Below are 25,262 nucleotides of genomic sequence, written 5' to 3'. Positions count from 1 at the left end.
TTAAAGCCATTTCACCTTGAATAGCTGCTTAATCCCCGACAAAATCAGCGTGGGTAACGCGGATAAAGCAATCACGATCAGCAGGTGTTCTAACGCCACCGCCGTTGTACCTAGCACCGTCTGACCCCAAGACCAGTACACCATACTAATCGACAAAGCCGCCGAACCGGCGACCGCCCAGAGTAATGCCGGATTACTAAATGGGTTACGCTGGTAAATGGTGGTAAAGGTACGGGCATCAAAAATATGGAACAGTTGACCAAAAATCAGCGTCATAAAGGCTAAAGTCTGAGCATACTCAGAACTGTAATCTTGGTTAATGGCACTTATAAATACGCCATAAGTCAATGCGCCCATCGCCAGTCCGCGAATAACGATTCGGTGGCTGAGGTGGTCGGCAAAAAAGCTTTCATTCGAAGCGCGTGGCTGGCGTTTCATGACATCGTTTTCAGCGCCATCAACCCCCAGCGCAAGCGCAGGAATACCGTCACTTACCAGGTTAACCCATAAAATCATCAACGGGGCCAATGTCAGCATCACCAGCATGTTGCCGCTTTCATCTACGGTGGCCGAAATCAGCACAAATGCAAACAGCAAGGCCGATACTTCGCTGACATTGGCGGTGAGGGCTTGGCGGATAAACTTGCGAATATTATCGTAAATGCGGCGTCCTTCTCGAACCGCAGTCACAATGGTTTTAAAGTTATCATCCAATAAAATTAAGTCGGCCGACTCTTTTGCCACACCCGTTCCGCTGATGCCCATCGCCACGCCGATGTCGGCCGCGCGTAAAGCGGGCGCGTCGTTCACTCCATCGCCTGTCATGGCGACGACTTCTTGATGCGATTGCAAGGCGTGCACGATTCGCAGCTTGTGTTCGGGGGTTACACGCGCAAATACGCGAATGTTTTTAACGCAATCATAAAGCTGTTGGTCATCCAGTTCATTTAGCTCGGCTCCAGTCAGGCTGGAGCTGTTGGCGTTGTCAATAATATGCATTTGGAGCGCGATGGCTTTGGCGGTTTCAACATGGTCGCCAGTGATCATTACCACGCCAATGCCGGCGCTATGGCAGTCTTTAACGGCTTGCGTGGCTTCGGGTCGAGGAGGGTCAATGATGCCGTAGATGCCTTTTAAAGTGAGCTGAGTTTCCAGGGTGGTATCGGGCGACTCTAGGTCTTCTTCACTGAGTTTTCGAAAGGCGATGGCCAAAGTACGCAAGGCCTGGCGACCAAACTCGCTGGTCACCTCGTGTGCGTCTTTTTGATAACCTGAAAAATTGACCGTTTCGCCTTGTCGAACCATGTAGTCGCAACGGCTCATGATGACATCGGGTGCGCCTTTTACATACAACCAGGCCTGGTTGTCTTCATCCCGCACAATCACGCTCATCATTTTTCGACTTGAGTCAAACGGGAAGCTGTGTTCGATATCGTAATCGTTTAATAACTGTTCTTTGGTGACTTTTGCTTTGGCGGCGGCAACGACAATCGCACCTTCAGTGGGTAAGCCATGAATCGAATACTGGCCGTCGGTTTCGACCAAGCGTGTGTCACTGCACAAGGCCGACATTTTGAGCATTTTCATTAAGGGTTTGTGGGTGTGGGCTTCGATCGGCTGGCCGTCATCATTGTAAAATTGACCTTTAGGTTCGTAACCGACGCCATCCACTCGCAAGGATTCACCGCCCAGCCAGATTTTCTGAACTTGCATTTTGTTTTGAGTTAACGTGCCGGTTTTATCCGAACAAATAACGGTGGTGGAGCCGAGGGTTTCGACCGATGTCAGGTGTTTCGCCAGCGCGTTCGAGCGCATCATTTGATAAGCACCCATTGTTAAAACAATGGTGACGACCGTCGGCAAACCTTCTGGAATTGCGGCCACCGCGAGTGAAATGCCGATGCTGCTCATATTGCTCAGGTTCATACCCTGAAAAAAGCCCATCGCCATAATGATCGCGACTATGACAAGTGCGGCCAAGATTAAAATGTGAGACATGTTTTTAATGCGGAGCTGGAGTGGCGTTAAGCGTTGTTCACCGCTTTCCATTAGCTCGGCAATATGACCGACTTCGGTATTCATGCCAGTGCCGGTGACGATCGCGGTCGCGTAACCATGGATTACCGAGGTGCTCATAAAGCACATATTGATTTGATCGGCCAATATTAAATTGGCGTCGCTGAGTGGCTTGGCATTTTTTCTGACTGGATCCGACTCGCCAGTAAGGGCCGATTCATCGATTTGAATTTGCACGGTTTCAACCAGACGGGCGTCGGCTGGAATAATCGTGCCGGTTTCGAGTTTAATTAAATCACCCGGCACTAAGTCGGCGGCGGCTAAATTCTGCCATTCGCCATCTCGTTTAACCCAGCATTTGGGGGCGGCCATCTCGCGCAAGGCATCCATCGAACGTTGCGCTTTAAACTCTTGCATAAAACTGATGGTGGCGTTGATTAGGATAATGGCGGTAATCGCAAATGCATCGACATAATGCTGGATGTAAAATGACAGCAAGGCCCCAAAAAACAACACGATTAACAGCGGGTTTTTGAGCTGACGAAGGAATAATGGGATTATCGCGACACCATGGGTTTCGCTGAGCTGGTTAGGGCCGTATTTTGTCAGGCGCTGTTCGGCTTCCGCCTGACTTAAACCCAACTGGGCATCGGTGTCAAACTGTTGGCTTACGTCTTCGACAGAACGTGTGAAGAGCGGGGCGGATTGAGTTTGATCTGGCTTGGCAGAGTCGGATTGAGTTTGTTCGGTATTCGTTAAGCTCATAGTGGCCCCTGTTAACGATTTCGAGTGACGAGTTTAAACGGAATTTGCAATCGGCTTCCATCGGCTTGCTGAAGCAAAAGGCTGATTTGCCATTCCATGACTTCATTGGTACAGAACGCCAGCATGGAGGCGCCAGTATAATGGCCGGGCTGATCAGGGTTGGCTGTAAGGCTGACACGATTGTAACCCATATACATATTAATGCCTGAGATGTCCAACTCTAGGGTTTGCGCCTCTAAATTATCGAGCTGAACCTCAATCTGAAAAGGTTTCGCTAGCGGAATTGGCTGGGGTTGAATGCTTAAGCTGGCACGTGATTCGCCTTGTTGCGATTGGCAGGTTTGTTGGTGTAAGTCACAGTCTTCAACTAGTGGCCAGGATTGGGTATCGGATTTATTTTGGCAAGCACTTAACAACACAAGGCTGACAAGGCCAACTAGGAATACTGGACGTTTCATTTTGATGTCTTCTCCTGCTTAGCGCGGCTTTTTTTAGGCTGAGGTTGGCATATTGGACAAACATAACTCGCACGTTGAAAATGTACCGCACGTTCAATCGCTGTGCCGCAGTTTAAACATGGTTGATCCGCACGACCATACACCAATAATTTTTGCACAAAATAACCGGGGCGACCACTTGGGCTGAGAAAATCTTTTAAGGTCGTGCCACCTTGCTCAATCGCCACACTTAATACCTGCCGAATCTGTGTGACCAGATTAGCGCATTCTAATTTCGATAAATCTTTTGCAGGCTTTAATGGGTGAAGACCGCTTAAAAACAAGGATTCATTCGCATAAATGTTTCCTACCCCCACTAGCTGATGACTGTTCATCATAAAGGACTTAATCGCGGTATTACGATCCCGCGTAGCTTGCCATAGATAGTCAGGATTAAACGCGTCCGATAAAGGTTCTGGCCCCAGTTTTGAAAGTAGCGGATGATCTTCAGGCGCTTGATCTGTCCATAACCAAGCGCCAAAACGTCGAGTGTCTTGATATCTTAAGCAGGTTCCATCTTCAAACACCAGGTCGATGTGATCGTGTTTGCCGGGTGGGGTGGATTGCGACAGAACCCGCAAATGCCCTGACATACCCAAATGAATCAAAATATGGCCAGCGGCGGTTTTAAGCAATAAATATTTGCCACGTCGTTTAACCGACTCAACCACCAGGCCTGGTAGCCGTGTTTTGAGCTCAACTGGAACGGGCCAGCGTAGCTGGGTGTGGCGTATCTGAATTTCAACAATTCGTTTGTGGCAAATTTGGTTTTCGATGCCACGTTTGGTGGTTTCGACCTCAGGCAATTCTGGCACGTTAACGTCTCAATATTTGGGTTAAGGCTGACTTAGCATCCGGGTATTTAAACTTAAACCCGAGTTTTTCGAGCCGTGTCGGCACCACACAGCTGCTATGCGTGAGAACCTGCGCACCTTCACCAAATAGCCAGTTGAGCAATTTTTCCGGCATCGGCAGTCCAAATGGACGCCGCAATACTTTAGCCAGCGTGTGACCAAATTCTTTTTGAGTAAGCGGTTGCGGGGCGGTGACATTGATGGCCCCGCGATGTTCGGGGTGTTGAATCGCCCAGCGAAAAGCCTCAACCACATCATCAATATGAACCCAGCTAAAACATTGTTCACCAGTAACCACTGGCCCGCCAAGGCCAAACCGAAACGCGGGTAGCATTTTCTTTAACGCGCCGCCGTCTTTACCCAAGACCACACCAAAACGCATAATAAGCGGCTCCGGGCTAAGTTTTAAACTGGCGTTTTCCCAAGCTTGGCCTAACTCACCCAGAAAGCTATCATCCACTTGCTGGCAGGATTCATCTAAAGGTTCGCCGCAAGGGCGTTGTGGATAAAGTCCAATCGCTGAAATCGCAATAACTTGTTTGGGCGGCGTATCTAATAAAGCTAATGCCTTAGCCAGCATTTCAGTGGTGTCGATTCGACTGGAATAAAGGGTTTGTTTATAATCTTCATTCCAGCGTTGGCCGATGTTCGCGCCCGCCATTTGAATGACAACGTCTTGCGCTTTAAGCAGCTCGGTTAAGTTCTCGATGCAGTTATAAGCACTGCGCCCCATTTGAATCACATTATGGCCGTCATGGCGTAGCGCGCTGGCTAAATGGCGACCCACAAAACCGGTGCCGCCAAGAATGAGTAGATTCATGTTGTCTCCTTAGTCCAAACCGAGTTACTTTGGTTAATCGGCTGGGTGATGAATTCGGTATACTTATGAACATCTCAACTAACCCCAGGTTAGTTTTGCGGGGGCTTAGTTTTGCAGATATCAAGATGCTCTTGTTATTATGGTGTTAAAAGGTAGCTTATGAAACTTAAAAATGCAATTTTGATTACCGGTGCCGGCCAGCGAGTTGGTTTGCATTTGGCTAAGCAATTTCTACTAGAAAAAGATTATCCAGTAATTTTCAGTTTTCGCAATCCCAAGCCTGGCGTGGATGAGTTGATAAAACTTGGCGCACACGCGATTCAAGTTGATTTTACCGACGCCAAACAGCGAGCCGGTTTTATTGAGCAGGTCGGGCAAACGGCGGAAAGTTTGCGTGCGATTGTTCACAATGCCTCTATATGGCTAGATGATGAGGTCGAAAACAGTTTTGATCAGCAATGGCAAGTGCATGTAAAAACGCCTTATGAACTCAACCGAGCGTTGACACCTTTGTTGCGTGCAAGTGACGGCGAATTGAAAGACATTATTTCGCTGAGTGATGCGAGTGTTGAACGCGGATCGGCCAATCAAATCGGTTATAGCGCGTCAAAAGCCGCTTTGCAAAACATGACACGTTCATTTGCACAGGCTTTAGCACCAGATATTAAAGTAAACGATATAGCACCAGGCCTGGTGATGTTTAACCAACACGATAAAGCGGACTACCGAGAAAAACGCTTGCAAAAATCGCTACTGGGGATTGAGCCGGGCGCGCAGGTTGTTTTTGAGGCGCTAACTTATTTGATGAACAGTCCATATAGCACCGGCTCAACTTTGACGCTTGATGGTGGCCAGCGCTAAGTTTATTCGCTTATTATCCAGACACGACTTTCGCCACGGCCGCGCTGGTCGGAGGCGGCTTCTAAATCGCCGAATCGAGAACGACTAATAAACTGTAAATCACCAAAAAACCGGCGTTGAGATACGGTATAACCTTGGTTTGTTAAGGTTTGAATCGTATTGGCATCCAACGATGGGTGAAAGCCAATTTCATCTTTAGGCCAAAGCTGATGGTGAACGCGCGAGGCATCCACGGCTTGTTGCGCCGTCATATCAAATTCAATGTTATTCACCAAGGCTTGAAACACACTCGTAATAATGGTCGAACCGCCTGGTGTACCGATCACTTTGGACACTTGTCCATTGCGCAATAAAATCGTCGGTGTCATGGACGACAGCATGCGTTTATTGGCGGCAATGGCGTTGGCTTCGCCACCGATCACGCCAAATACGTTGGGCACACCGGGTTTGGCGGAAAAGTCATCCATTTCATCATTCATTAAGAACCCCGCACCCTTAATCACCACGCCACTGCCAAAGGGCATATTTAGCGTGGTGGTATTCGAAACCGCATTGCCTTGCGCATCCAAAATCGAAAAATGCGTGGTTTGTTCGCTTTCCACCAGGCCTGGTTTAATTTCAGGTGTGGGTGAGATGCGAATCGGATTGACCTCTTTTGCACGTTGGACTAGATATTTTGGCGCAATCAACTTGTCGGTGGGGACCTGGTAAAAATCCGGGTCACCTAAATACTCAGCGCGATCCGCATACACGCGTTTTTTGATTTCAGCCAACAGATGAACGTAGCTGGCACTGTTGTGATATACGCCTTCAAACTCGTGTGACAACTCGGCTTTCATTTGTAATAATTGCACCAGCGCAATGCCACCGGAACTCGGAGGGGGTGAGGAATAGACATCATAACCCTGCCAGCGAGCTTGCACTGGTTGGCGCCATTTGACCTGGTAGTTGGCTAGGTCTTCCAGTGTAATTAAACCTTGATTGGCTTGCATTTGTTTCGCAATTAATTGGGCAGTTTCGCCTTGATAAAACTCGTCGGCTCCATGTTCGGCTATGCGTTTAAGAGTGTTCGCTAATTCAGGTTGTTTGAAAGTCTGTTCAGCTTCCAAGTTTCCAAAGTAGTCCAAAAAATTCAAGTTGTCGGCTTTTTCATAGGCCCAGTTTTGATACCAGGTTGCAGTCTCGACCAGTTTTGGGTGAACGATAAAGCCATTTTTAGCTAAGTCGATCGCCGGTTCAATCAGTTCCGACCAACTCAGTTGACCGTAAGTTTGGTGTGCTTGCCATAAACCCATCACGCTGCCGGGTACGCCAGACGCTTGGTACCCAACCAGTGAACGATATGGAATCACCTCACCTTCTTTATCTAGGTAAAGATTTCGGTGTGCGGCTTGTGGGGCGGTTTCGCGATAGTCCAGAAACCGAGTTACGCCTTGGGCATGAATCAGCATAAATCCGCCTCCGCCTAAGTTTCCCGCTTCAGGGTAAGTCACGGCTAAGCTAAAAGACGCCGCGACGGCGGCATCAATCGCGTTGCCTCCTTTATCCAAGATAGCTTGTGCCACGTTAGCTGAATAGCTATCTGGCATGGCTACAGCCGCCCGCGAATCGGCATAAACCGGGCTGGTGATGGATAAAGAAAATAAGCTGATAACAATCAATAGGGTGCGTGAATACAACATGAATGGCCTCAGTCAATAGATAATCAGGGGTTAATCGTGGTGCCCAGGCTTTATAGTAACGCTTTTTTACCTCATTACCAATGTGGAGTTAAAGTAGACAGGTTCACTTAAGCGCATTGGCTTAATTGAATCTGTAGTCATAGTAAAAACTTTGATGCGTATTAGCAAAATTGATAAGCAATTATGTTTATTTGAGTTCAAAATGAAGCGTGAGATTTTAAATGGGTTGAATTTGCATGGAACCGTTATGAAGCAAGTATTGCAAAGATATCGATGGCTGATGGCCTTGTTCAGCGTGATTATCTTATTGGTGATCCTGTCCAAAATTTGGTTATACCAGCAAGAAAGCGAGTCGCTTCGTTATGCGGTTTATGACGCACACAAACAAGATATTCATACCCAGGTGAATGCTCTAATTAGCGAGCAAAAAAGTTCGGCCTTAGCGCTGGCGTTAATGTTGGCGGAAAATCCGAATGTTCAACAACTCCTCAGTTTGCCTTGTTGCGAATTTAGCGCCGGACTAGCGACTACAGCCCAACGTATCCAAGCTAAAACACCGTCTAATGATATTTGGTTACAGGTGATTAATCGCGATGGGATCAGCATGGAAAGAAGCTGGACGGTGCGTCGAGGTGATTCATTAATTGGCATTCGAACTGACCTTGAATACCTAATAAACAACCCGCATGAAGCCCCTACCACGACCGTCAGTACGGGATTGTTCTCTATGACATTTAAATCCATGGTGCAGGTGCTTGAAGGCTCAAAAGTATTGGGTGTGGTCGAAGTTGTATCCCAGTTTCAGCCCTTAATTGATCGTTTAAATATTGAAAATACGCGCTCGCTGGTGCTGGCAGATAAACGTCATCGTCCCAAGTTGATCTTGCCGAGTAATGACCAGTTTATTGATGACTATTATGTGGTGAATAGCCATGCAGCCGATGAATTAGTCGAGCTGGTAACGTTGATTGGTATGGAAAACTTGTTGAGCGATGAGATATTTATATACAAAGATCAACTGGCGATTACTTGGGTGCCTATTTTTGATGCGTTTGGCGAAGTTGAGGGTCACTGGTTGGTGGCCAAAACGCTGGATTCAACTAATTTTAATGATATGAATGCGTTACTAAATCGATATTTGATTGTGTCTATTGTTGTAGTTGTGATGTTGGTTTTATTGGCGTTTATCTTTTTGAGTCGCCAGCAAATAACACTTCAGCGTAATTATTTTCGCGATGTGATTGATTCCGCTTCCGATATTTTATACGTCACAGATATGACGCGCACCCTGGATGCAAACAAACATTTTTTTGATTTTTTTAGTGAATTTGATGATTTACAAGCTTTTCATCAGCGGTATCAAAGTGTGTGTGATACGTTTGAGCCCGGCGAAGGTTTATTACAGCCCGAAATAAATGGCATATTTTGGATTCAGCACGTGTTAAACCACCCAGCGGATTCTCATGTGGCCAAAATCATGAAAGCGGGGCGCGCCTATTATTTTGCGGTCAAAATCCAACCTCTCACAGAAGCACTGTTTGGTCAGTTTACGGTCGCTATGCACGATATTACTGAGCTGGTTGAGACACAGCAGCAGTTGGCTCATCTATCACAAACCGATGAATTAACGGGTGTGAGTAATCGATTGTTTTTCAATAAAGTGCTTAGCCAGGAATTGACCCGTTTTAGACGTTATCAAACCCCAATGTGTTTATTAATGCTGGATGTGGATTATTTTAAAATCATTAATGACGAAAACGGTCATGATGTTGGGGATGCGGTATTACAGGAGCTAGCTAAGCTGATCCAAAGTGGCTTGCGCAGTTCGGATTTATTATGCCGATATGGTGGCGAAGAGTTTGTCATCATGCTATTGGAAACCGATATGGACATAGCGAAGGACATTACCGAGCGCTTACATGTGATGGTTGCCAGTCATGAATTTCAAGCGATTCCTGGACTCAGTTTAACTTGTAGCTTTGGTTTAACCTGTTTCCAGCTAAATGATACCGAAAACTCCGTGCTTAAACGTGCCGATCAAGCCTTGTATGAAGCTAAAAATGCAGGTCGAAATCAAGTTAAATACGCCTGATTTTAATCGAATTTTTTGAATCGATCACGCCTCTCTAAAGCCTTGGTTTCTTAGGGCTCTCTATCCGAAAATATTACTGTTTTTGCCGAGGCGGTGGTATTATAAATACCTTAAATTAATCCTGTATCTGGAGATCAAAATGAGCGTATTACCCGGGCACTTAAAATATGCCGAAAGTCATGAGTGGGCCTATTTAGATGAAGACGGTTTGGTCGTGGTGGGCATTACCGATTTTGCTCAACAAGCCTTGGGCGATATTGTGGGGGTCAATTTTCCGGAACTGGGCACGGACGTCAGTGAAGGCGATGATGTATTAATGATTGAGTCGGTGAAAACCGCGTCTGAAATTCATGCGCCAGTGAGTGGAGAAGTTGTGGCGATCAACGAGGCGCTGGAAGACGCGCCAGAAATGATAAATGATGAGCCTTATGATGGGGGTTGGTTAATTAAAATCGCGCCTCATGATGAGTCTGAACTGGATGATCTAATGGACTCAGAAGAGTATCAGGCGGAAATTGATGGCTGATTTAGCAAGTTTACGTTTAAAGAAAAACGAAGACCGTCGTATTAAACAAGGCCATATTTGGGTGTTCAGTAACGAGGTCGACACCCAAACGACGCCGTTAAAGTCGTTTGAGGCCGGTCAACAAGTGGTGGTAGAAGCCAGCAATGGCAAGCCGCTAGGTTTGGCTTATGTGAACCCGAATACCTTAATCTGTGCACGCGTGTTTACTCGTGATGTTAAACATCAGCTGGGTTTAACTTTCTTCAAAAAACGTTTACAGCAAGCGCAAGCGCTGCGTGAAGCGATTTACAGCGAGCCTTATTATCGTTTGGCTTTTGGCGAAAGTGACGGACTACCAGGCCTGGTGATTGATCGGTTTGATGATGTGTTTGTCGTACAAATTGGTACCGCCGGTATGGAAGCGGTGAAACAAGATATTTTACAGGTATTGATTAACCTGTATCATCCGCGCGCGGTGGTGTGGCGAAATGATATGGCGAGCCGCGAATTAGAAGGCTTGCCGAGTTATCAAGAGCTGGCTTATGGCGAGTTGCCTGAACAGGTTATCATGCGCGAAAATGGAGCCCAATTTGTGGTGCCAGTATTGGGCGGTCAAAAAACCGGTTGGTTTTATGACCATCGTTCCGCTCGTGCGCGCATGGCGCAAATGGTAGAAGGCAAGCGGGTGTTGGATGTGTTCAGCTATTTAGGTGGTTGGGGCATTCAGGCGGCATTGGCTGGTGCCGAATCCGTGGCCTGCGTGGACGCTTCGGAAGCCGCGTTGGACGGGGTGCATGTGAATGCCGAACTTAATGGCGTGGCAGATAAAGTCACCAGCTATCAAGGCAATGCGTTTGAAGTGATGACCGCGTTAATAGGCCAGGCGGAAAAGTTTGATGTGGTGATTGTTGATCCGCCGGCGTTTGTTAAACGTAAAAAAGATTTAAAATCCGGCTCGGAAGGTTACCGTAGAATTAACGAGTTGGCTATGCGTTTGTTATCGCCTAATGGTGTTTTGATTTCTGCGTCCTGCTCTCATCATATGAGTCGCGATGCGTTGTTGAACCAAATTCAGGTGGCAGCCAGCCATATTGATCGCTCGGTTCAAGTGTTTGATCAAGCTTACCAAGCACCGGATCATCCGATTCACCCAGCGATTGTTGAGACCCAATATCTCAAAACCTTTTTTTGCCGTGTCACGGCGAAGTGGTAAAGGCCGCTAATATGCAAACACATATGTCTAATTTTGCCATAACGCATTCTCAGGCTTGGCTGACGGCGATGTTTGAAAACGCCGCATCGGCGGTGTTTGTGTTTGATACACAGGCCAAACTGTTGGCCTGTAATCCAGCTTGTTGTGATTTGCTGGATCGATCCTGTGATCAATTAGTTGGGTTGGAACTGCGTTTACTAAAAGACAGCCGTGTCTCACAGGCTGTCGAACAAGTCTTGCAGGGTGAGTCGGTTAGCCTAGAGTTGGATTATCAATTCACGTTGAACGATAGAAGGCTACCGCTGTCGTTCGAGTTTCATCCAGTTCGCGATAGGGGTGAGTTATTGGGTGGCATTGGCCTGATTGAGAACTTGTCGGAAAAACAGGAAGCGTTATCTTCGAATCAACGCCAGATTGAGTTTGAAAAACTGGTCGCCAATATATCTAAACGGCTGGTTAATGCCTCCTCTGATGAATTAGACCAAACCATTGATTTAGTGATGGCGCAGTTGGGTCATTTTTTTGATGTGGATCGTTGTTATGTATTTCAATACGACTCGGCAGGTATTGAGTTTTCAAACACGCATGAATGGTGCGCGGAAAGTATTGAATCCAAAATGGCTGTGCGTCAAAACTTGGCTCGCTCCGACTTTCCTTGGATTCATACCCAAATTATGATGCAACGGCCGGTTAATATTCCTAGCGTGGCGGATTTAGAAGATAGCGTTGCGAGTGAACGCGATGTTTTATTGGCGCAAGGTGTACAGTCGTTATTAGCGATTCCGATGATTGAGCATGGTAAGTTGGTTGGCTTGCTGGGGATCGACTCGGTGCGTCAGCCATACACGTGGGTGCAGGACAAAATTACGTTGCTAGAAGTGGTGGCCGAAAGTATTAGCAACGCCCTTATGCGCCGCTCATTCGAGCAAGCACTAAGCCGTATTAATCAGCAATATCAACAGTTTTCATCACAAGTGCCGCTGGGTTTATATACTTTGCGTGTTGATGCAGAGCAACAAGCGCATTATGAATATTGTAACAAACAGTTTTTAGCGATGAACGGGGTCAATAGCGCCGCCGACCTTTTGAATCGCAAGCCGATTCATCCTGACGATTTAGCCGACTTTCAAGAACGCCAACAATTTGCCTGGAAAGCGCACAAAGCCTTTGTATGGGAAGGGCGTTATTTTTTGGATGACAAGGTTCGCTGGATGCGAATGGAAGATTCAGAACCCACACAGGCCGAGAATGGCGATTGGATTTGGAGCGGGTTTCAACAAGACATTACCGATCGAAAACAACTCGAAGAACGCTTAAAAGAGTTGGCGACCGTTGACGATATGACGCAGCTTTGGAATCGTCGCTACTTTATGTTGGCTTGTGATGAAGAGTTTGAACGTGCACAACGTTACGATAATCAATTCAGTTTTTTAATGCTAGATGCCGATCATTTTAAATCCGTCAATGATAACTATGGCCACGCGGCTGGTGATGCGGTATTGGTTAACTTGGCTAAGGTCCTGTCCGATTCAGTGCGTAAGGTTGATGTTGTTGGACGTTTGGGCGGTGAAGAGTTTGCGATTTTGCTACCGAATACACCCGAGTCAGAAGCTCAATTGTTAGCTGAGCGCATTCGTCATTCGGTTGAAAACTATCCAGCGGATTATAAAGGCCAGACACTCCCTATTACGATTAGTATTGGGATTAGCAGTTATCGCTCTAATGATCAGGATTTGGATCAGGTGATCCAGCGTGCAGACAAAGCCTTGTATCAAGCTAAAAACCAAGGCCGTAACCGATGTGTAGTCGCATCTTAATGCGGCTAAGTCAGCCAATAAACACCTAACTTAGACCACCAGGCCTGGTGGTCTTGACGTGCACACACAAACCAAAGTGGTTATTTAATCCAAATCGACTTCACGTTTACAAATTCACGAATTCCTTGATAAGACAGTTCACGACCATAACCTGAGTTCTTCACGCCTCCAAAAGGCAGGCGCGGATCGGATTTGCTGATGCCGTTGACATAACAAGCGCCAGATTCCATATTGCGTGCAATGGTTTCAGCGGTTGAAATATCCCGGCTCCAGACTGAGCCGGATAAACCAAAGTCGGTCGCATTCGCTAAACCGGTTGCATGCGCCGGTTCAGAGGATTTCAACACAATCGCGACCGGGCCAAAAAACTCATCACTAAACGCCGGCATGTTGCTCGAAATATGGGTGAGGATAGTGGGGGCATAATAGCTGCCCGGACGTTCGATTTGATGGCCGCCCGTGACAACTTTAGCACCTAGTTTGACGGATTCGGTAACTTGCAGGTGTAACTCATCCAATAAGTCTTGGCGTGCCATTGGACACAAAGTGGTGTTCGGGTCGATCGGATCTCCCGCTGTAAACTTGGCTTCAACCGCCTGTTTAAATTGGTCGACAAATTCATCAAAAATATTCTGATCCACAATAAAACGTTTGGCTGCAATGCAGCTTTGCCCCATATTTAAAAAACGACTGGTGACCGCGCCTTCAATAGCCAGCTTGATATCGGCATCGTCGAGCACAATAAACGCATCCGAACCACCCAATTCTAATACGGTTTTTTTCAATTCCGAACCCGCAATGGCGGCGACTTTACGACCGGCCGGTTCACTGCCAGTTAAGGTCACGGCCCGTACATAACGATTGCGAATCACGCTTTCAACTTTATCTGCCCCAATCATTAAGTTGGTAAATACAGACTCGGGGAAGCCGGCGTCCAAAAACACCTTTTCAATCGCCTGCGCGCACTGTGGTACGTTTGATGCGTGTTTTAATAAGCCAATATTGCCCGCGACTAAAGCGGGTGCAGCAAACCGAAACACTTGCCAAAAAGGGAAGTTCCACGGCATCACCGCTAGCACCACGCCCATGGGCTGATAACAAATTAAGCTTTTGCTGGCATCGGTTTCAACGATTTCATCCGCCAAAAACGCCGGCCCCTTGTCGGCATAATATTCACAGACCCAAACACACTTATCTATTTCGGCTTCGGCCTCTTTGATGGATTTCCCCATTTCCAAGGTAATCAAACGTGCCAAATCCGTTTTTTGATTTTTCAAAACTTCAGCCGCACGTCGCATCAAGTCGCAACGTTCGGCCATAGAGGTGCGTTGTGACCAATCGGCAAATTTCTGTCCGGCGCGTTTTACGGCTAAATCTAGCGTATCTTGATCCCAACTGTCGTATTGGGCAAACACCTCGCCAGTTGCGGGGTTCATAGATTCGAGTGCCATAAGTAATGCTCCTTTAGCTAATCTGTAATTGGGATGAATTAACGCTTAAATGTTAAACGCTGTCCGGGTTTAAATGCCGCGAATTGACCTTGGTCGTACATTAATTCGCCATTAACAAAGGTTTTTATCACGCTCGATTTAAACGTGTGACCTTCCCAAGGTGACCACTGACATTTGTAGAGGTTGTGGGCTTTGTCATCGGTATGAGGTTTGTTTAAGTCAACCAATACTAAGTCAGCCCAATAACCTTCGCGAATAAAACCGCGATCGGCGATTTGGTATAAACGTGCAACGTTGTGTGAAAAACGATCCACAATCATTTCTAAGCTAAATACGCCTTGGTGATACAGGTCTAACAAAGCGGTTAGGGATTGTTGAACTTGCGGCAAACCGGCTGGTGCGTTGAAATAGCTATTTTGCTTTTCTTCCCAAGTATGCGGGGCGTGGTCGGTGGCAATTACATCAATTCGGCTTTCAATGACCGCTTGGCGAATCGCATCACGGTCTGATTGGCTTTTAACGGCCGGGTTGCACTTGATGAGAGAACCGTGTGATTCATAATCCGCATCGTTAAACCATAAATGATGTACACAGGCTTCAGCAGTAATTTTTTTGGACTCAACCGGGCCGGGTTCAAACAAGGCTAATTCATCTGCGGTCGTAATATGCAATACATGCAGACGAGCGCCAGTTTGTTTGGCCAGCTCGACCGCCATCGACGATGACTTATAACAGGCTTCACGACAGCGAATAATCGGATGCGCACTCATCGGCACGTCTTCACCATAGCGTTCACGGTATAGCGCTTCTTGCGCCTTAATCATCGGCGTGTCTTCGCAGTGGGTTGCAATTAGAATCGGGCTTTGGCTAAAAATATTACGCAGCGCAGTTTCTTGATCAACCAGCATATTGCCGGTAGACGAGCCCATAAATATTTTTACACCACACACGTTTTGAGGATTAACGCGTGCAACATCGTCTAAGTTGTCATTGGTCGCGCCCAGATAAAACGAGTAGTTCGCCCAGGATTTTTGCGCGCCTAACGCATATTTGGCTTCGAGTGCCTCTAAGCTAATGGTGGGTGGATTCACATTGGGCATTTCCATATAGGAGGTGGTGCCACCAGCAATCGCCGCGCGAGATTCGCTTGCAATGTCGCCTTTAGCCACCAGGCCTGGTTCGCGAAAATGCACTTGATCGTCAATCATGCCGGGCATTAAGTGAAGGCCTTCAGCATCAATTGTCTGATCAGCCGCGCAATTAATTTGTGGCGCGATTTGGGCAATTCGACCCTGTTCAATTAACAGGTCTACGATCTGTTGTTGGCCTTCGTTGACCATGGTGGCTTGTTTAATCAGTGTGCGTGACATACAACCTTCCTTGTTTATGTTTAGGTTATTTTAACAAGAGAAAATTATTTGATGCGAATAAAAACGCCCTGACAGAGCAGGGCGTTTAGTTTAGCGGTTTAAGGCGTAATTAAAACTCGGCCCATTCATCTTTATCAGCCGGTTTGGACGGTTGTTTGGCTAATGGCATCGCTGGTTTAAGCTGACTGGCCGGGGCCAGCGTTTTTTCCTGTTTGGGCTCGACCGCTTCGCTTAAGTGGGTTTGAGTCGTTTCGAGCTTGGCAGGCTTAGGTTTCACCAGCTTCGGTGCAACGGGTTTGCTTAAGGCGGCATTATGTTGTTTGGTTTTAAAACGACTCATGTCATCACGCAATACCTGTGCCTGTTCGTTTAAGCTCTCAGCCGCGGCGCTGGTTTCTTCCACTAGAGCCGCGTTTTGCTGGGTGCCGCTGTCGATTTGTGCAATCGCTTTATTGACTTGTGAAATCCCTTCGGCCTGTTCAGTCGAAGCTTGCGCGATTTGCTCAATCATGCCAGAGACCTGTTCCACCGACCCCATAATTTGGGCCAATACTTCACCGGATTCGGTCGCGAGTTTGGTACCTTGATCGATGCGTCCGACACTTTCATCAATCAAATTTTTGATGTCTTTAGCGGCTTCGGCGGATTTTTGTGCTAAAGCCCGAACTTCGCCCGCTACCACCGCAAAGCCTCGCCCATGATCACCAGCACGTGCGGCTTCGACGGCCGCGTTTAAGGCGAGTAGGTTGGTCTGGAAAGCGATGCCATCAATAAGGGTCACGATTTCACTAATTTTGTGGCTTGACTGTTGGATCGAACTCATCGCTTCAATGGTATCCGCCATGACATTATTGCCTTGTTGTGCTTTACCTTGCACCTCGTGCGCGACTTCAGCCGCACGTTTGGCATGATCATTGGTGTTTTGCACCGCGCTGTTCATCTGCTCCATGGTGGCGGAGGTTTCTTCAACTGAGGCGGCCTGTTGTTGTACGCGATCACTTAAGTCCATCGCGCCACGTGATACTTCGTCGGCCGCGTTAGTGACTTGGCTGGAAACTTCAATCGCATCGGTGACAATTTTATTTAATTGCTCACTGGAGGCGTTAATGGCACGTTTTAATTCGTCCAATTCTCCTTGGTATTCGCCTTGGATGGTTTGGCTTAAATCACCTTTGGCTTGTGCCGCCATGATTTGATTGATTTCTTTAATTGCGGATTCTAACGCACTTAAAGACTCGTTTACGTGGTTTTTAAGGGTTAATAATTCACCGTTCGCATGCGCTTCAACGCGCAGGTTAAATTGCCCTTGCTGCATACCGGATAAGGTTTGGTTAATTTCAAGCATCACCGTTTCCATCGAATGTAAAGCACCTTCGACTAAAGCCCGGAAATTGGGTGCAACCTTTTCATCCATACGCACATTAAATTGACCGTCTTTTAGGGCTTGCATGACTTTAGAAAGTTCATCCATCATAAAGGACACACTTTGCGCGGAGGCGTTCACGCCTTCTTTTAAACGGCGCAAATCGCCTCGATATTCGCCTTGCATAGACTGGCTAAAGTCGCCTTGCGCAATCGCAGAAACGGTTTGATTGGCTTCGTTTAAAGCCTGATTGATTTGATGCAGTAGTGAAGCAAAGGCACGTGTCATTGCCCCGACTTCGTCACGCGATTTACTGTCGAGTTGGGTATCAATTTTGCCAGTTTGTTCGACTTCGCGAATCGCATTTAGAATCGATTGAATCGGTTTGGTGATAATGGTTTTGCTGGCATGCCATAAAAACAGCATCAAAGCGACAATCAAACCAATGATGAGTAAAAACATAATTAGAATAACGTTGTTCACGCCTTCCATGGCATTCACCATGTCCGGATGCGAGCTATCCATGCCAATTAAATAGTAACCCACGGTATGACCATCGCTGCTTATGATGGGGGCGCTTGAAATCACTTTATTGTTGGTGATGCTAAACTCATTCGCAATCAGATTGTCAATATCCAAACCTTCAAACCAAAGGCTTGATTGATTAAACCAGCTTTGGTGTGCTAGGTTGTAAGCGCCGATTTTTGGCGTTTCTGCCCCTTTTGCCCAACGCTTTAAACCGGTTTCGTTGATGAGTGCCACCATATAAGCACCATCACTCGCCATTTGGTCAACAATGCTGCCTAAACCGGTTCGAATGTCTAAAACCCCGACCACATCCGAATGAGTGTTTGGCGCCATGATCGGAACACTGGCGGTGATAAATAAACCCACGCCGGATAAATCGATGTTAGCACTGCTGTGTTGACGGCCTCGTAATAAATCTGAAAAGTCGCGTGGTGCCTTTTTACCAATCGCGGGATCGGGTAACGGCACAAACGAACGCACAAATATTTGGTTGTCGCGATCAAAGGCCACAAAAGCTAAGTTGTTATAATCGGTTGAGCGTTTAAAGTCCGCTGCGACCTTAGTAGTAATGTCATGCAAGCCTTGGTGATCGTTGTCTAAAAAGAACTGACCAATGTTTGGGTTGCCCGCCACAATGCCTTGCACGGTATTTAAGGTCGCTTCCACCTTTGAATTAATAAGCATCAACGATTGTTCACGTTTTTCAAAGGCGAAGTTTTCGGCGGTAGTTTGTTGCAGATCGGATGATGACTTAAACACCATCCCCAATCCAATCACCAGGCCTGCAGCACTGACCAGGATCATTCGAAACAGTAATTTAGCGGAAATGCTATTTAACATGAAGCGCTCCTCTGAGAATTATATTATTTTTATGTAGTTGTTTTTACGATGTGATGGTTCGTATGTCTAGCGGCGCTAATATACAGGGCAGGGCAGGTTTTTCAACCTAATTTGTTGAATTGAGGTATAAAGAATTCTGCTTTAAACCGCATAGTCACGCGCCCCAAAGAGGTCTGTGCCGATGCGAACAAGTGTGCTACCTTCGGCAATGGCCGCTTCTAAATCGCCGGACATACCCATGGATAAGGTATCGAAATTAGTGGTGTTTAACACAGACTTCAGTTGGTTAAACAAGCTATGCATTTGAGCCAGAGCAACGCGTTGTTGATCAAACTCGGTTTCGGCTTTGGGGATCGCCATTAGACCGCGTAATGTCAGGTTAGGCAATTGCTGAATCTGTTCGACTTGATCAAGCAGTTGTTGTGGACTAAATCCTGACTTGGTCTCTTCTTGGCTAATGTTAACTTGTAACAAAATATTAAGTGGGGGTAATTCAGTTGGGCGCTGGGCGCTTAAACGTTGCGCAATCTTTAGTCGATCTACACTATGCACCCAGTTGAAATGCTCAGCTATCGGTTTGGTTTTATTGGACTGAATTGGGCCAATAAAATGCCATTCCAAATCGGGGCGTTGGCCGATTTTATCTAACGACTCTTGTAGATAGTTTTCGCCAAATGCGTTTTGTCCGAGTTTGGCCAAGGCATTGATGGCTTCAATCGGTTTGGTTTTACTAACCGCTAAAAGCTGCACGGATCCCTGCAGGCGGTCAAAGCGCTGTTCGGCCTGACGAATACGGTGAGTGACTTGTGCCAAATTCGCTTGATAATCCATATTGAGAGCCTTGGTTAGTGATTGTTATTCTGCATTCTAGCAAACCCTTAGCAAATTGATAAAAAATAGGTTTGAAATGATTTGTCGCGCTATGGTTTGATGGAGTATGCCTTGTGGCGTAAGCGGAAATTTAAATGGTGTAATATTAAGATTTAAGATTTAAGAATTGGATATAACAAGGAGAAGCTGTGAAACCAGTCAAGTCGAGCGAAAGTGATTACCCTTATGATCAGAAAATGCCGCGCGAAGAATACGAAGAAATCAAACGCGCACTGCAAATTGAACTGCTCAAAATGCAACGCTGGGTTAAGGAAAACGATGAGCGCATTGTGATGGTATTCGAAGGTCGCGATGCCGCAGGTAAAGGTGGCACGATTAAACGTATCATGGAACATCTAAACCCACGTGGTGCAAGGGTGGTGGCGTTAGATAAGCCGAGTGAACGTGAAAAAGGTCAGTGGTATTTTCAGCGTTATTTTGAGCATCTGCCTACCGCGGGCGAGATCGTATTGTTCGACCGTTCTTGGTATAACCGAGCCGGGGTTGAGCGTGTAATGGGTTTTAGCACACCGCAGCAATATACCCAGTTTATGCATCAGGCACCCGAGGTTGAGCGCATGTTGGTGGCCGACCAGGTGCGTTTAATGAAGTTTTGGTTTTCGGTTGGTCGCAAAGAGCAGCTACAAAGATTCAATGGGCGCAAAAAAGATCCGCTTAAACAATGGAAACTGAGCCCAATGGATTTGGCCTCACTTGATCGCTGGGAAGACTATACTAAGGCGAAAGAAGATATGTTTTTTTATACTAATACGGCGGAAGCGCCTTGGACGGTGATTAAATCGAATGATAAAAAACGCGCACGGTTAGCATGTATGCGTTTCATATTACAGAATGTGCCTTATGAAGGCAAAAATGAAGACGTTGTCGGACAGCCTGATCCGCTAATATTAAGTAGTGGCGATGATATTTTCCAAGGCGACTAAACGAGTAAGCATGATTAAGCTTAAAAAAGGACAGAATTATGACCATGCAAATAAAAGGCCATGCCGCCCAAATTGTAGAAAATTTTAAAGCCCTGTTGAATGAACAGCAAATGGCTAGTTTAACGGATGAGCCGTTCGAAGAGCTCGAAACTTTAATTGATGCATCGCTTAGCGTGGTGTATTCACAGGCTCAGCACGACTTTGCCAAAGAATTAGAAGTGATGGCACACAAGTTGCGAAAAGGTTCTAGCCATATTAGCGAAACATAAAGGACGGTGCGAGTTGATTCCTAACCGTGCTCTTTAAAGCGGTTGCACCTGATAATCGATGTTTGGGTAGGCTTGGTTCAGTTTTAAACAGGCCTGGTACTGGTGCTTGGGCAAAAACCCAAATACTGACCAGGCCTGGTGCTGATAAGCCAACAACCAGGCCTGGTATAGATCGGCCAGGTCGCCTTCGAGTGAACCGGGTAAACCGGCCGTTGAAGCTAAACGATTGGCGATGCCCCAATCTTCTAACAAGGGCGCGGCGCCAATGACTTGTGCATTAATGTTGACCAAAAACTTGGCGGGTTTAGGTTGAAACATAAACGCGTGCTGGGCATGCAACAACGCCATCATCGGCGCTTTGGGTTTCGGGCTTTGTTGCCAACGTTTGGCGGCATCAAATACCGCGGCCTGACTAAGCTCCGAACCTAACCAGACTTGTGGTGTTTGCGGGTTAAATGCCAATTGACTCGGCATGAGCTCTAGACTGAAAACTTGCTTGGCTTGTAAGTTTTGCCAATCGGTTTGGCTGAGCAGGGTTAAATAAATGGATTGTTTTTGAAACAACCAGGCCTGGTTTAGTTCGTGGATAAAACGTGTGCCTATGGCTAACTCGGTAAACTGACTCAACTCAATCTTTATTAACCAAAAACCATTCTTTTGAACTTGTTGGCTAATAAAGATGGCATCGAGTCGGGTTCGCATCTGACTTAAACCGCGTTGGCTAAATACACCGGGCGACCTTGAAAAAATGTCATTTCAACTTGGCCGCTAAATTCCCAGCCGCTAAACGGCGAGTTTTTACCTTCGGATAGCATGCTTTCAGAATGCAGGGTCCAATAGGATTCTGGATCAAAAATCACTAAGTCGGCACTACTACCTAATTGTAAGCTACCGCAGTTTAGCCCAAGAATATTCGCCGGCTGTTCGGTTAGCAACTGGATGGCTTGCGAAAGACTTAAAACCTTGTCATCCACCAATCTTAAAGTTAAGGCTAGTAGGGTTTCAAGTCCGCTAATGCCGGGTTTACTTTCACCAAACGGCAGTTGTTTTTCATCTCGTCCACGCGGCGTATGGTCACTCACAATCGCATCAATAACGCCCATTTTAACGCCTAGGCGTAGTGCATCGCGATCCGCTTGACTGCGCAAGGGCGGGGTAACGTGGACTAATGAGCTGAAATCTAGCAAATCCATTTCGGTTAAAAACAACTGGTGAATCGCGACATCACAGGTCACCGGTAAACCACGTTGTTTAGCTTGCTGGATCATTTCGACCGAGCGTGCACAGGAAATTTGCGAAAAGTGGGCGCGAACACCCGCTTCTTCAACCAAAATTAAATCACGCGCTAGGGCGGTGGTTTCAGCCGAGGCTGGAATACTGGGTAAACCTAAGCGTGTGCTGACCGCACCTGAGTGGGCTACGCCGTGATTTTTGAGTTGATGATTTTCACTGCGCAATATCACTAGCAAATTATGCGAGGCGGCATATTCGAGCGCATTTTTTAAAATCAGCGGGTTTTGAATCGGCTGATTGGCTTGGCTGAGTGCAACACAACCGCCTTGTTTAAGTGCATACATTTCACTTAAGTGTTCGCCTTTTAAGCCTTGAGTCAAAGCGCCAATCGGCATCACAAATGCGGTGGCGGCTTGACGTGCGCGCCGCTGAATTAATTCCGCCACCGCCTGGGTATCAGTGACCGGATCAGTATCGGGCGGACAGCATAAACTGGTAATGCCCCCCGCTACCGCGGCTTTGGTTTCGGAGGCGATGTGGCCTGTTTGGTTATGCCCCGGTTCGCCTAAACGTGCTTGCATATCCACCAGGCCTGGTAGTATCCATTTAGCTTTTGCATCAATGGTTTGATTCGGCTCAAAACCTTCAGGTGGTGTGTCCAGTCCAACAATGTGACCACGCGCAATATATAGATCGGTGGTGCAATCCAGGTTTTGGCTTGGGTCGATAACGCGACCGTTTTTGATGATTATTTTCATTCTGGACGCTCCTGTGAAGAGGCTTGTTCGGGGCTTTCGACGGCCTCGGCTTGCGCTTGAGCGAGTAAGGCGGCATTACTCATAATGATCGACATCACCGCCATGCGCACCGCAATGCCGTAGGTGACCTGTTGCAGAATCACCGATTGCGGGCCATCGGCTACCGCGGAATCTATTTCAACCCCACGGTTAATCGGCCCCGGGTGCATTACAATCGCATCCGGTTTGGCGTAGGCCAAACGTCTTTCGGTGAGGCCGTAAAGATTAAAATACTCTTGTTCGCTGGGGAGCAGCGCGCCTTGCATACGTTCGTTTTGCAAACGCAACATAATAATTACATCCACACCTTCAAGCCCGGCCTCCATGTCGTGATACACGTGTACACCAAGTGCTTCTGGGAAGGGCGGAATCAGAGTTTTTGGACCAATCACGCGAATTTCGCGCGCCTCCAACAAACTCAGTGCTTGAATTTGCGAGCGCGCAACACGTGAATGCAAAATATCGCCCACAATCGCCACTTTTAAATCAAACACATCGCCTTTGAGCTTACGGATCGTGAACATATCCAGCATGGCTTGAGTGGGGTGAGCATGTTGGCCATCGCCAGCATTCAGCACATGCACGTGCGGTGCGACATGTTCGGCAAAGAAGTGTGCGGCACCGCTTTCCGAATGTCGAATCACAAACATATCGGCCTGCATGGCTTCCAGATTCCACATGGTGTCGAGCAACGATTCGCCTTTTTTGGTGGCTGAGGCGCTGATGTTGAGGTTCATTACATCGGCCGATAGGCGTTTTTCGGCAATTTCAAAAGTGGTGCGGGTACGGGTGCTGGGCTCGAAAAACAAATTCATAATGGTTTTGCCGCGCAGTAAAGGGACTTTCTTAATCTCGTTGGTGTGAGGGTTTAGAAAGGATTCCGCGGTATCCAGAATTTCAGTTAAATGATGCGGTTTCAAACCTTCCAGCGTGAGAAAGTGTTTGAGTTTGCCTTGTTCATTTAACTGGATATTGGGGCGAGTTAATCGAGCACTCATTGATCGGCCTCCGCGTTCTCAATTAAGGTCATGCTTAAGGGCTCTGGCCCCGTTAATTTTAAGGTTTGATGGCATTGCATTTGTAATGCACTTATGTCGGGTTGAATCGGCAAATCACGTGCGCCTTTGCGATCCACCAAAGTGACCAAAGTGATACTGGCCGGGCGACCATAGTCAAAAATTTCGTTCATCGCGGCGCGGGTGGTTCGACCAGTATAAAGTACATCGTCAATTAAAAAGATGTGTTGATCATCGACACTCCACGGAATATTGGAGGGCTGCACCGCCGGGTTTAACCCGATTTTAGAAAAGTCATCACGATAAAACGAAATATCTAATACCCCTAATGGACTGGTTATGTTTAGGCGCTGATGCAGTCCTTTTGCAATCCATTCGCCGCCAGTACGGATACCAATCAGTTTGGCTTGGTCGTCAAAAAGTTTATGTTCGCGTACTTTTTGCGCGAGTTCATCCAGCAGTTGGTTGATGTCAAGATTCAGTTTTGTCATAGTGGCTTAACCAATTTTCTAAAATTATTTGAGCGGCATGCGCGTCCAGTTGGGTGTTGGGGTGCGCGCGAGATTTTAAACGTTGTTCGGCTTCGTGCGAACTCAATTGTTCTTCAATAAAAAACAGCGGACATTGGTAACGGCCGTGTAAACGTTGGCCAAACTTGCGTGCACTTTGGGTAAAAGGTTGTTCTGTGCCGTCTAGATGCATAGGTAGACCCACCACTATCGCAACCGGCTTCCAGTGTTCAAATAGTTGTGTGATATGTGCCCAGTCTGGCACACCGTCACGACTATTTACCACGGTTTCTGGGCTGGCGGTGCGGGTAATGGTTTGACCAATCGCTACGCCGATGCGTTTAAGGCCAAAATCAAACCCCATTACTAATCCATCTGGGTACTTAGGCATGTCCAGATTCACCACTTAAAAATTCAGGCGAAACGCCCAACATACCTAACGCCACTTTCCAGCGTGTCTCAAGCTGAGTTTCAAAAATCAGGCTGGCATTATAAGGGGCCGTTAGCCAGTTGTTGCGTTGGATTTCGCTCGCAAGTTGACCTTTTCCCCAAGACGCCATACCTAAAAAAATAATATGATCTTGGGGGGCGGTGCCTTCAGCTAAGGCTTGCAAAAAGTCTTCCGAAACGGTCAAACCAAGGTTGTGGTTAAGGTCAACCGTATTTTGCCAGCCGCCGACTGGTTGGTGCAAAATAAAACCCCGTTCAATGTCGACCGGTCCACCCATTAGGATGGTTTGATTTAGGGCGGTGGGCGACAGGTCGGTATGAATGTGGAAGTGTTCTAGAATCTGGCCCACGTTTAAACTGTGGGGTTTATTAACCACTAAGCCTGTGCTGCCTTCATTGTTATCTTCAATCACATAAATCACGGTTTTTTCAAACCAAGAATCATCTAGGCTTGGCATGGCGATCAGAAATTGGTGTTGGAGTGAATGTGCTGATTTCAT

The 25,262-nt window shown here is 47.0% G+C and carries 22 protein-coding genes; 7 read left to right on the top strand and 15 right to left on the bottom strand.

The window, feature by feature from the left end:
• The 4 genes from IBX48_RS02500 to IBX48_RS02485 are packed head-to-tail and all read right to left on the bottom strand — an operon-like array spanning window position 1 to window position 4,952.
• The gene (locus IBX48_RS02500) at window positions 1-2,781 is read right to left on the bottom strand and encodes a cation-translocating P-type ATPase (RefSeq protein ID WP_296830361.1); all 2,781 of its coding nucleotides are present in this window, start codon (window positions 2,779-2,781) and stop codon (window positions 1-3) included.
• An 11-nt stretch (window positions 2,782-2,792) separates the two neighbouring features.
• Window positions 2,793-3,239, bottom strand: a complete 447-nt coding sequence (locus IBX48_RS02495) for a hypothetical protein (RefSeq protein ID WP_296830359.1) — start codon at window positions 3,237-3,239, stop codon at window positions 2,793-2,795.
• On the bottom strand, window positions 3,236-4,093 hold the full coding sequence (mutM, locus tag IBX48_RS02490) for a bifunctional DNA-formamidopyrimidine glycosylase/DNA-(apurinic or apyrimidinic site) lyase (RefSeq protein WP_296830358.1): 858 nt from the start codon (window positions 4,091-4,093) through the stop codon (window positions 3,236-3,238). The genes IBX48_RS02495 and mutM overlap by 4 nt, the downstream gene beginning before the upstream one ends.
• Before the next feature lies 1 nt (window position 4,094).
• Entirely contained in the window at window positions 4,095-4,952 is an 858-nt protein-coding gene (locus IBX48_RS02485; protein ID WP_296830356.1) for a TIGR01777 family oxidoreductase, read from the bottom strand.
• 159 nt (window positions 4,953-5,111) lie between these two features.
• Here IBX48_RS02485 and folM point away from each other — a divergent pair, with 159 nt between their 5' ends.
• A complete protein-coding gene (folM, locus tag IBX48_RS02480; RefSeq protein ID WP_296830354.1) occupies window positions 5,112-5,813 on the top strand; it encodes a dihydromonapterin reductase in 702 nt (233 codons plus the stop codon).
• A 2-nt stretch (window positions 5,814-5,815) separates the two neighbouring features.
• Here folM and ggt read toward each other — a convergent pair whose 3' ends face one another.
• On the bottom strand, window positions 5,816-7,495 hold the full coding sequence (ggt, locus tag IBX48_RS02475; protein WP_296830351.1) for a gamma-glutamyltransferase: 1,680 nt from the start codon (window positions 7,493-7,495) through the stop codon (window positions 5,816-5,818).
• A gap of 247 nt (window positions 7,496-7,742) precedes the next feature.
• Between ggt and IBX48_RS02470 the strand changes: the two genes are divergently transcribed.
• The 4 genes from IBX48_RS02470 (at window position 7,743) to IBX48_RS02455 (ending at window position 13,122) form a co-directional block, all read left to right on the top strand.
• A complete protein-coding gene (locus IBX48_RS02470) occupies window positions 7,743-9,587 on the top strand; it encodes a GGDEF domain-containing protein (protein WP_296830349.1) in 1,845 nt (614 codons plus the stop codon).
• Between the two features lie 139 nt (window positions 9,588-9,726).
• Window positions 9,727-10,113: a glycine cleavage system protein GcvH gene (gene gcvH / locus IBX48_RS02465; protein WP_296830347.1), complete on the top strand. Its 387-nt coding sequence runs from the start codon at window positions 9,727-9,729 to the stop codon at window positions 10,111-10,113.
• A complete protein-coding gene (locus IBX48_RS02460; protein WP_296830345.1) occupies window positions 10,106-11,305 on the top strand; it encodes a class I SAM-dependent rRNA methyltransferase in 1,200 nt (399 codons plus the stop codon). The genes gcvH and IBX48_RS02460 overlap by 8 nt, the downstream gene beginning before the upstream one ends.
• 11 nt (window positions 11,306-11,316) lie before the next feature.
• Window positions 11,317-13,122, top strand: coding sequence for a diguanylate cyclase (locus tag IBX48_RS02455; RefSeq protein WP_296830343.1), 1,806 nt, complete (start codon window positions 11,317-11,319; stop codon window positions 13,120-13,122).
• 80 nt (window positions 13,123-13,202) lie between these two features.
• Here the strand turns inward: IBX48_RS02455 and IBX48_RS02450 are convergent, their stop codons facing one another.
• The 4 genes from IBX48_RS02450 to IBX48_RS02435 all read right to left on the bottom strand — a co-directional run bounded on the left by IBX48_RS02450 (window position 13,203) and on the right by IBX48_RS02435 (window position 19,505).
• Window positions 13,203-14,573, bottom strand: a complete 1,371-nt coding sequence (locus IBX48_RS02450; protein WP_296830341.1) for an NAD-dependent succinate-semialdehyde dehydrogenase — start codon at window positions 14,571-14,573, stop codon at window positions 13,203-13,205.
• A 38-nt stretch (window positions 14,574-14,611) separates the two neighbouring features.
• Window positions 14,612-15,943: a dihydroorotase gene (locus IBX48_RS02445; RefSeq protein WP_296830339.1), complete on the bottom strand. Its 1,332-nt coding sequence runs from the start codon at window positions 15,941-15,943 to the stop codon at window positions 14,612-14,614.
• 109 nt (window positions 15,944-16,052) lie between these two features.
• On the bottom strand, window positions 16,053-18,674 hold the full coding sequence (locus IBX48_RS02440; protein ID WP_296830337.1) for a methyl-accepting chemotaxis protein: 2,622 nt from the start codon (window positions 18,672-18,674) through the stop codon (window positions 16,053-16,055).
• A gap of 141 nt (window positions 18,675-18,815) precedes the next feature.
• Window positions 18,816-19,505, bottom strand: a complete 690-nt coding sequence (locus IBX48_RS02435; protein WP_296830335.1) for a YggS family pyridoxal phosphate-dependent enzyme — start codon at window positions 19,503-19,505, stop codon at window positions 18,816-18,818.
• A gap of 236 nt (window positions 19,506-19,741) precedes the next feature.
• Between IBX48_RS02435 and ppk2 the strand changes: the two genes are divergently transcribed.
• Together ppk2 and IBX48_RS02425 are read left to right on the top strand one after the other, a co-directional pair.
• Complete coding sequence (gene ppk2, locus IBX48_RS02430; RefSeq protein ID WP_296830389.1) at window positions 19,742-20,488, top strand: polyphosphate kinase 2; 747 nt, start codon at window positions 19,742-19,744, stop codon at window positions 20,486-20,488.
• Between the two features lie 38 nt (window positions 20,489-20,526).
• Complete coding sequence (locus IBX48_RS02425) at window positions 20,527-20,757, top strand: hypothetical protein (protein WP_296830333.1); 231 nt, start codon at window positions 20,527-20,529, stop codon at window positions 20,755-20,757.
• Between the two features lie 33 nt (window positions 20,758-20,790).
• Here the strand turns inward: IBX48_RS02425 and IBX48_RS02420 are convergent, their stop codons facing one another.
• Genes IBX48_RS02420 through IBX48_RS02395 form a run of 6 tightly spaced genes read right to left on the bottom strand, consistent with a single transcriptional unit; the run spans window position 20,791 to window position 25,262 of the window.
• Window positions 20,791-21,459 carry a hypothetical protein gene (locus IBX48_RS02420; RefSeq protein ID WP_296830332.1) on the bottom strand — a complete coding sequence of 223 codons (669 nt, stop codon included), beginning with the start codon at window positions 21,457-21,459 and terminating at the stop codon, window positions 20,791-20,793.
• A 5-nt stretch (window positions 21,460-21,464) separates the two neighbouring features.
• Window positions 21,465-22,748, bottom strand: coding sequence for a dihydroorotase (locus IBX48_RS02415; protein WP_296830330.1), 1,284 nt, complete (start codon window positions 22,746-22,748; stop codon window positions 21,465-21,467).
• Complete coding sequence (locus IBX48_RS02410; protein ID WP_296830328.1) at window positions 22,745-23,785, bottom strand: aspartate carbamoyltransferase catalytic subunit; 1,041 nt, start codon at window positions 23,783-23,785, stop codon at window positions 22,745-22,747. The genes IBX48_RS02415 and IBX48_RS02410 overlap by 4 nt, the downstream gene beginning before the upstream one ends.
• Entirely contained in the window at window positions 23,782-24,294 is a 513-nt protein-coding gene (pyrR, locus tag IBX48_RS02405; RefSeq protein ID WP_296830327.1) for a bifunctional pyr operon transcriptional regulator/uracil phosphoribosyltransferase PyrR, read from the bottom strand. The genes IBX48_RS02410 and pyrR overlap by 4 nt, the downstream gene beginning before the upstream one ends.
• Window positions 24,275-24,703, bottom strand: a complete 429-nt coding sequence (ruvX, locus tag IBX48_RS02400; protein WP_296830325.1) for a Holliday junction resolvase RuvX — start codon at window positions 24,701-24,703, stop codon at window positions 24,275-24,277. The genes pyrR and ruvX overlap by 20 nt, the downstream gene beginning before the upstream one ends.
• Window positions 24,696-25,262 carry a YqgE/AlgH family protein gene (locus IBX48_RS02395; RefSeq protein WP_296830323.1) on the bottom strand — a complete coding sequence of 189 codons (567 nt, stop codon included), beginning with the start codon at window positions 25,260-25,262 and terminating at the stop codon, window positions 24,696-24,698. The genes ruvX and IBX48_RS02395 overlap by 8 nt, the downstream gene beginning before the upstream one ends.

Source organism: Thiomicrospira sp., assembly GCF_014859555.1.
Lineage (GTDB): Bacteria > Pseudomonadota > Gammaproteobacteria > Thiomicrospirales > Thiomicrospiraceae > Thiomicrospira.
The sequence above is the reverse complement of the archived record's forward strand: the minus strand, read 5'-3'. Positions and strand labels throughout refer to the sequence as shown.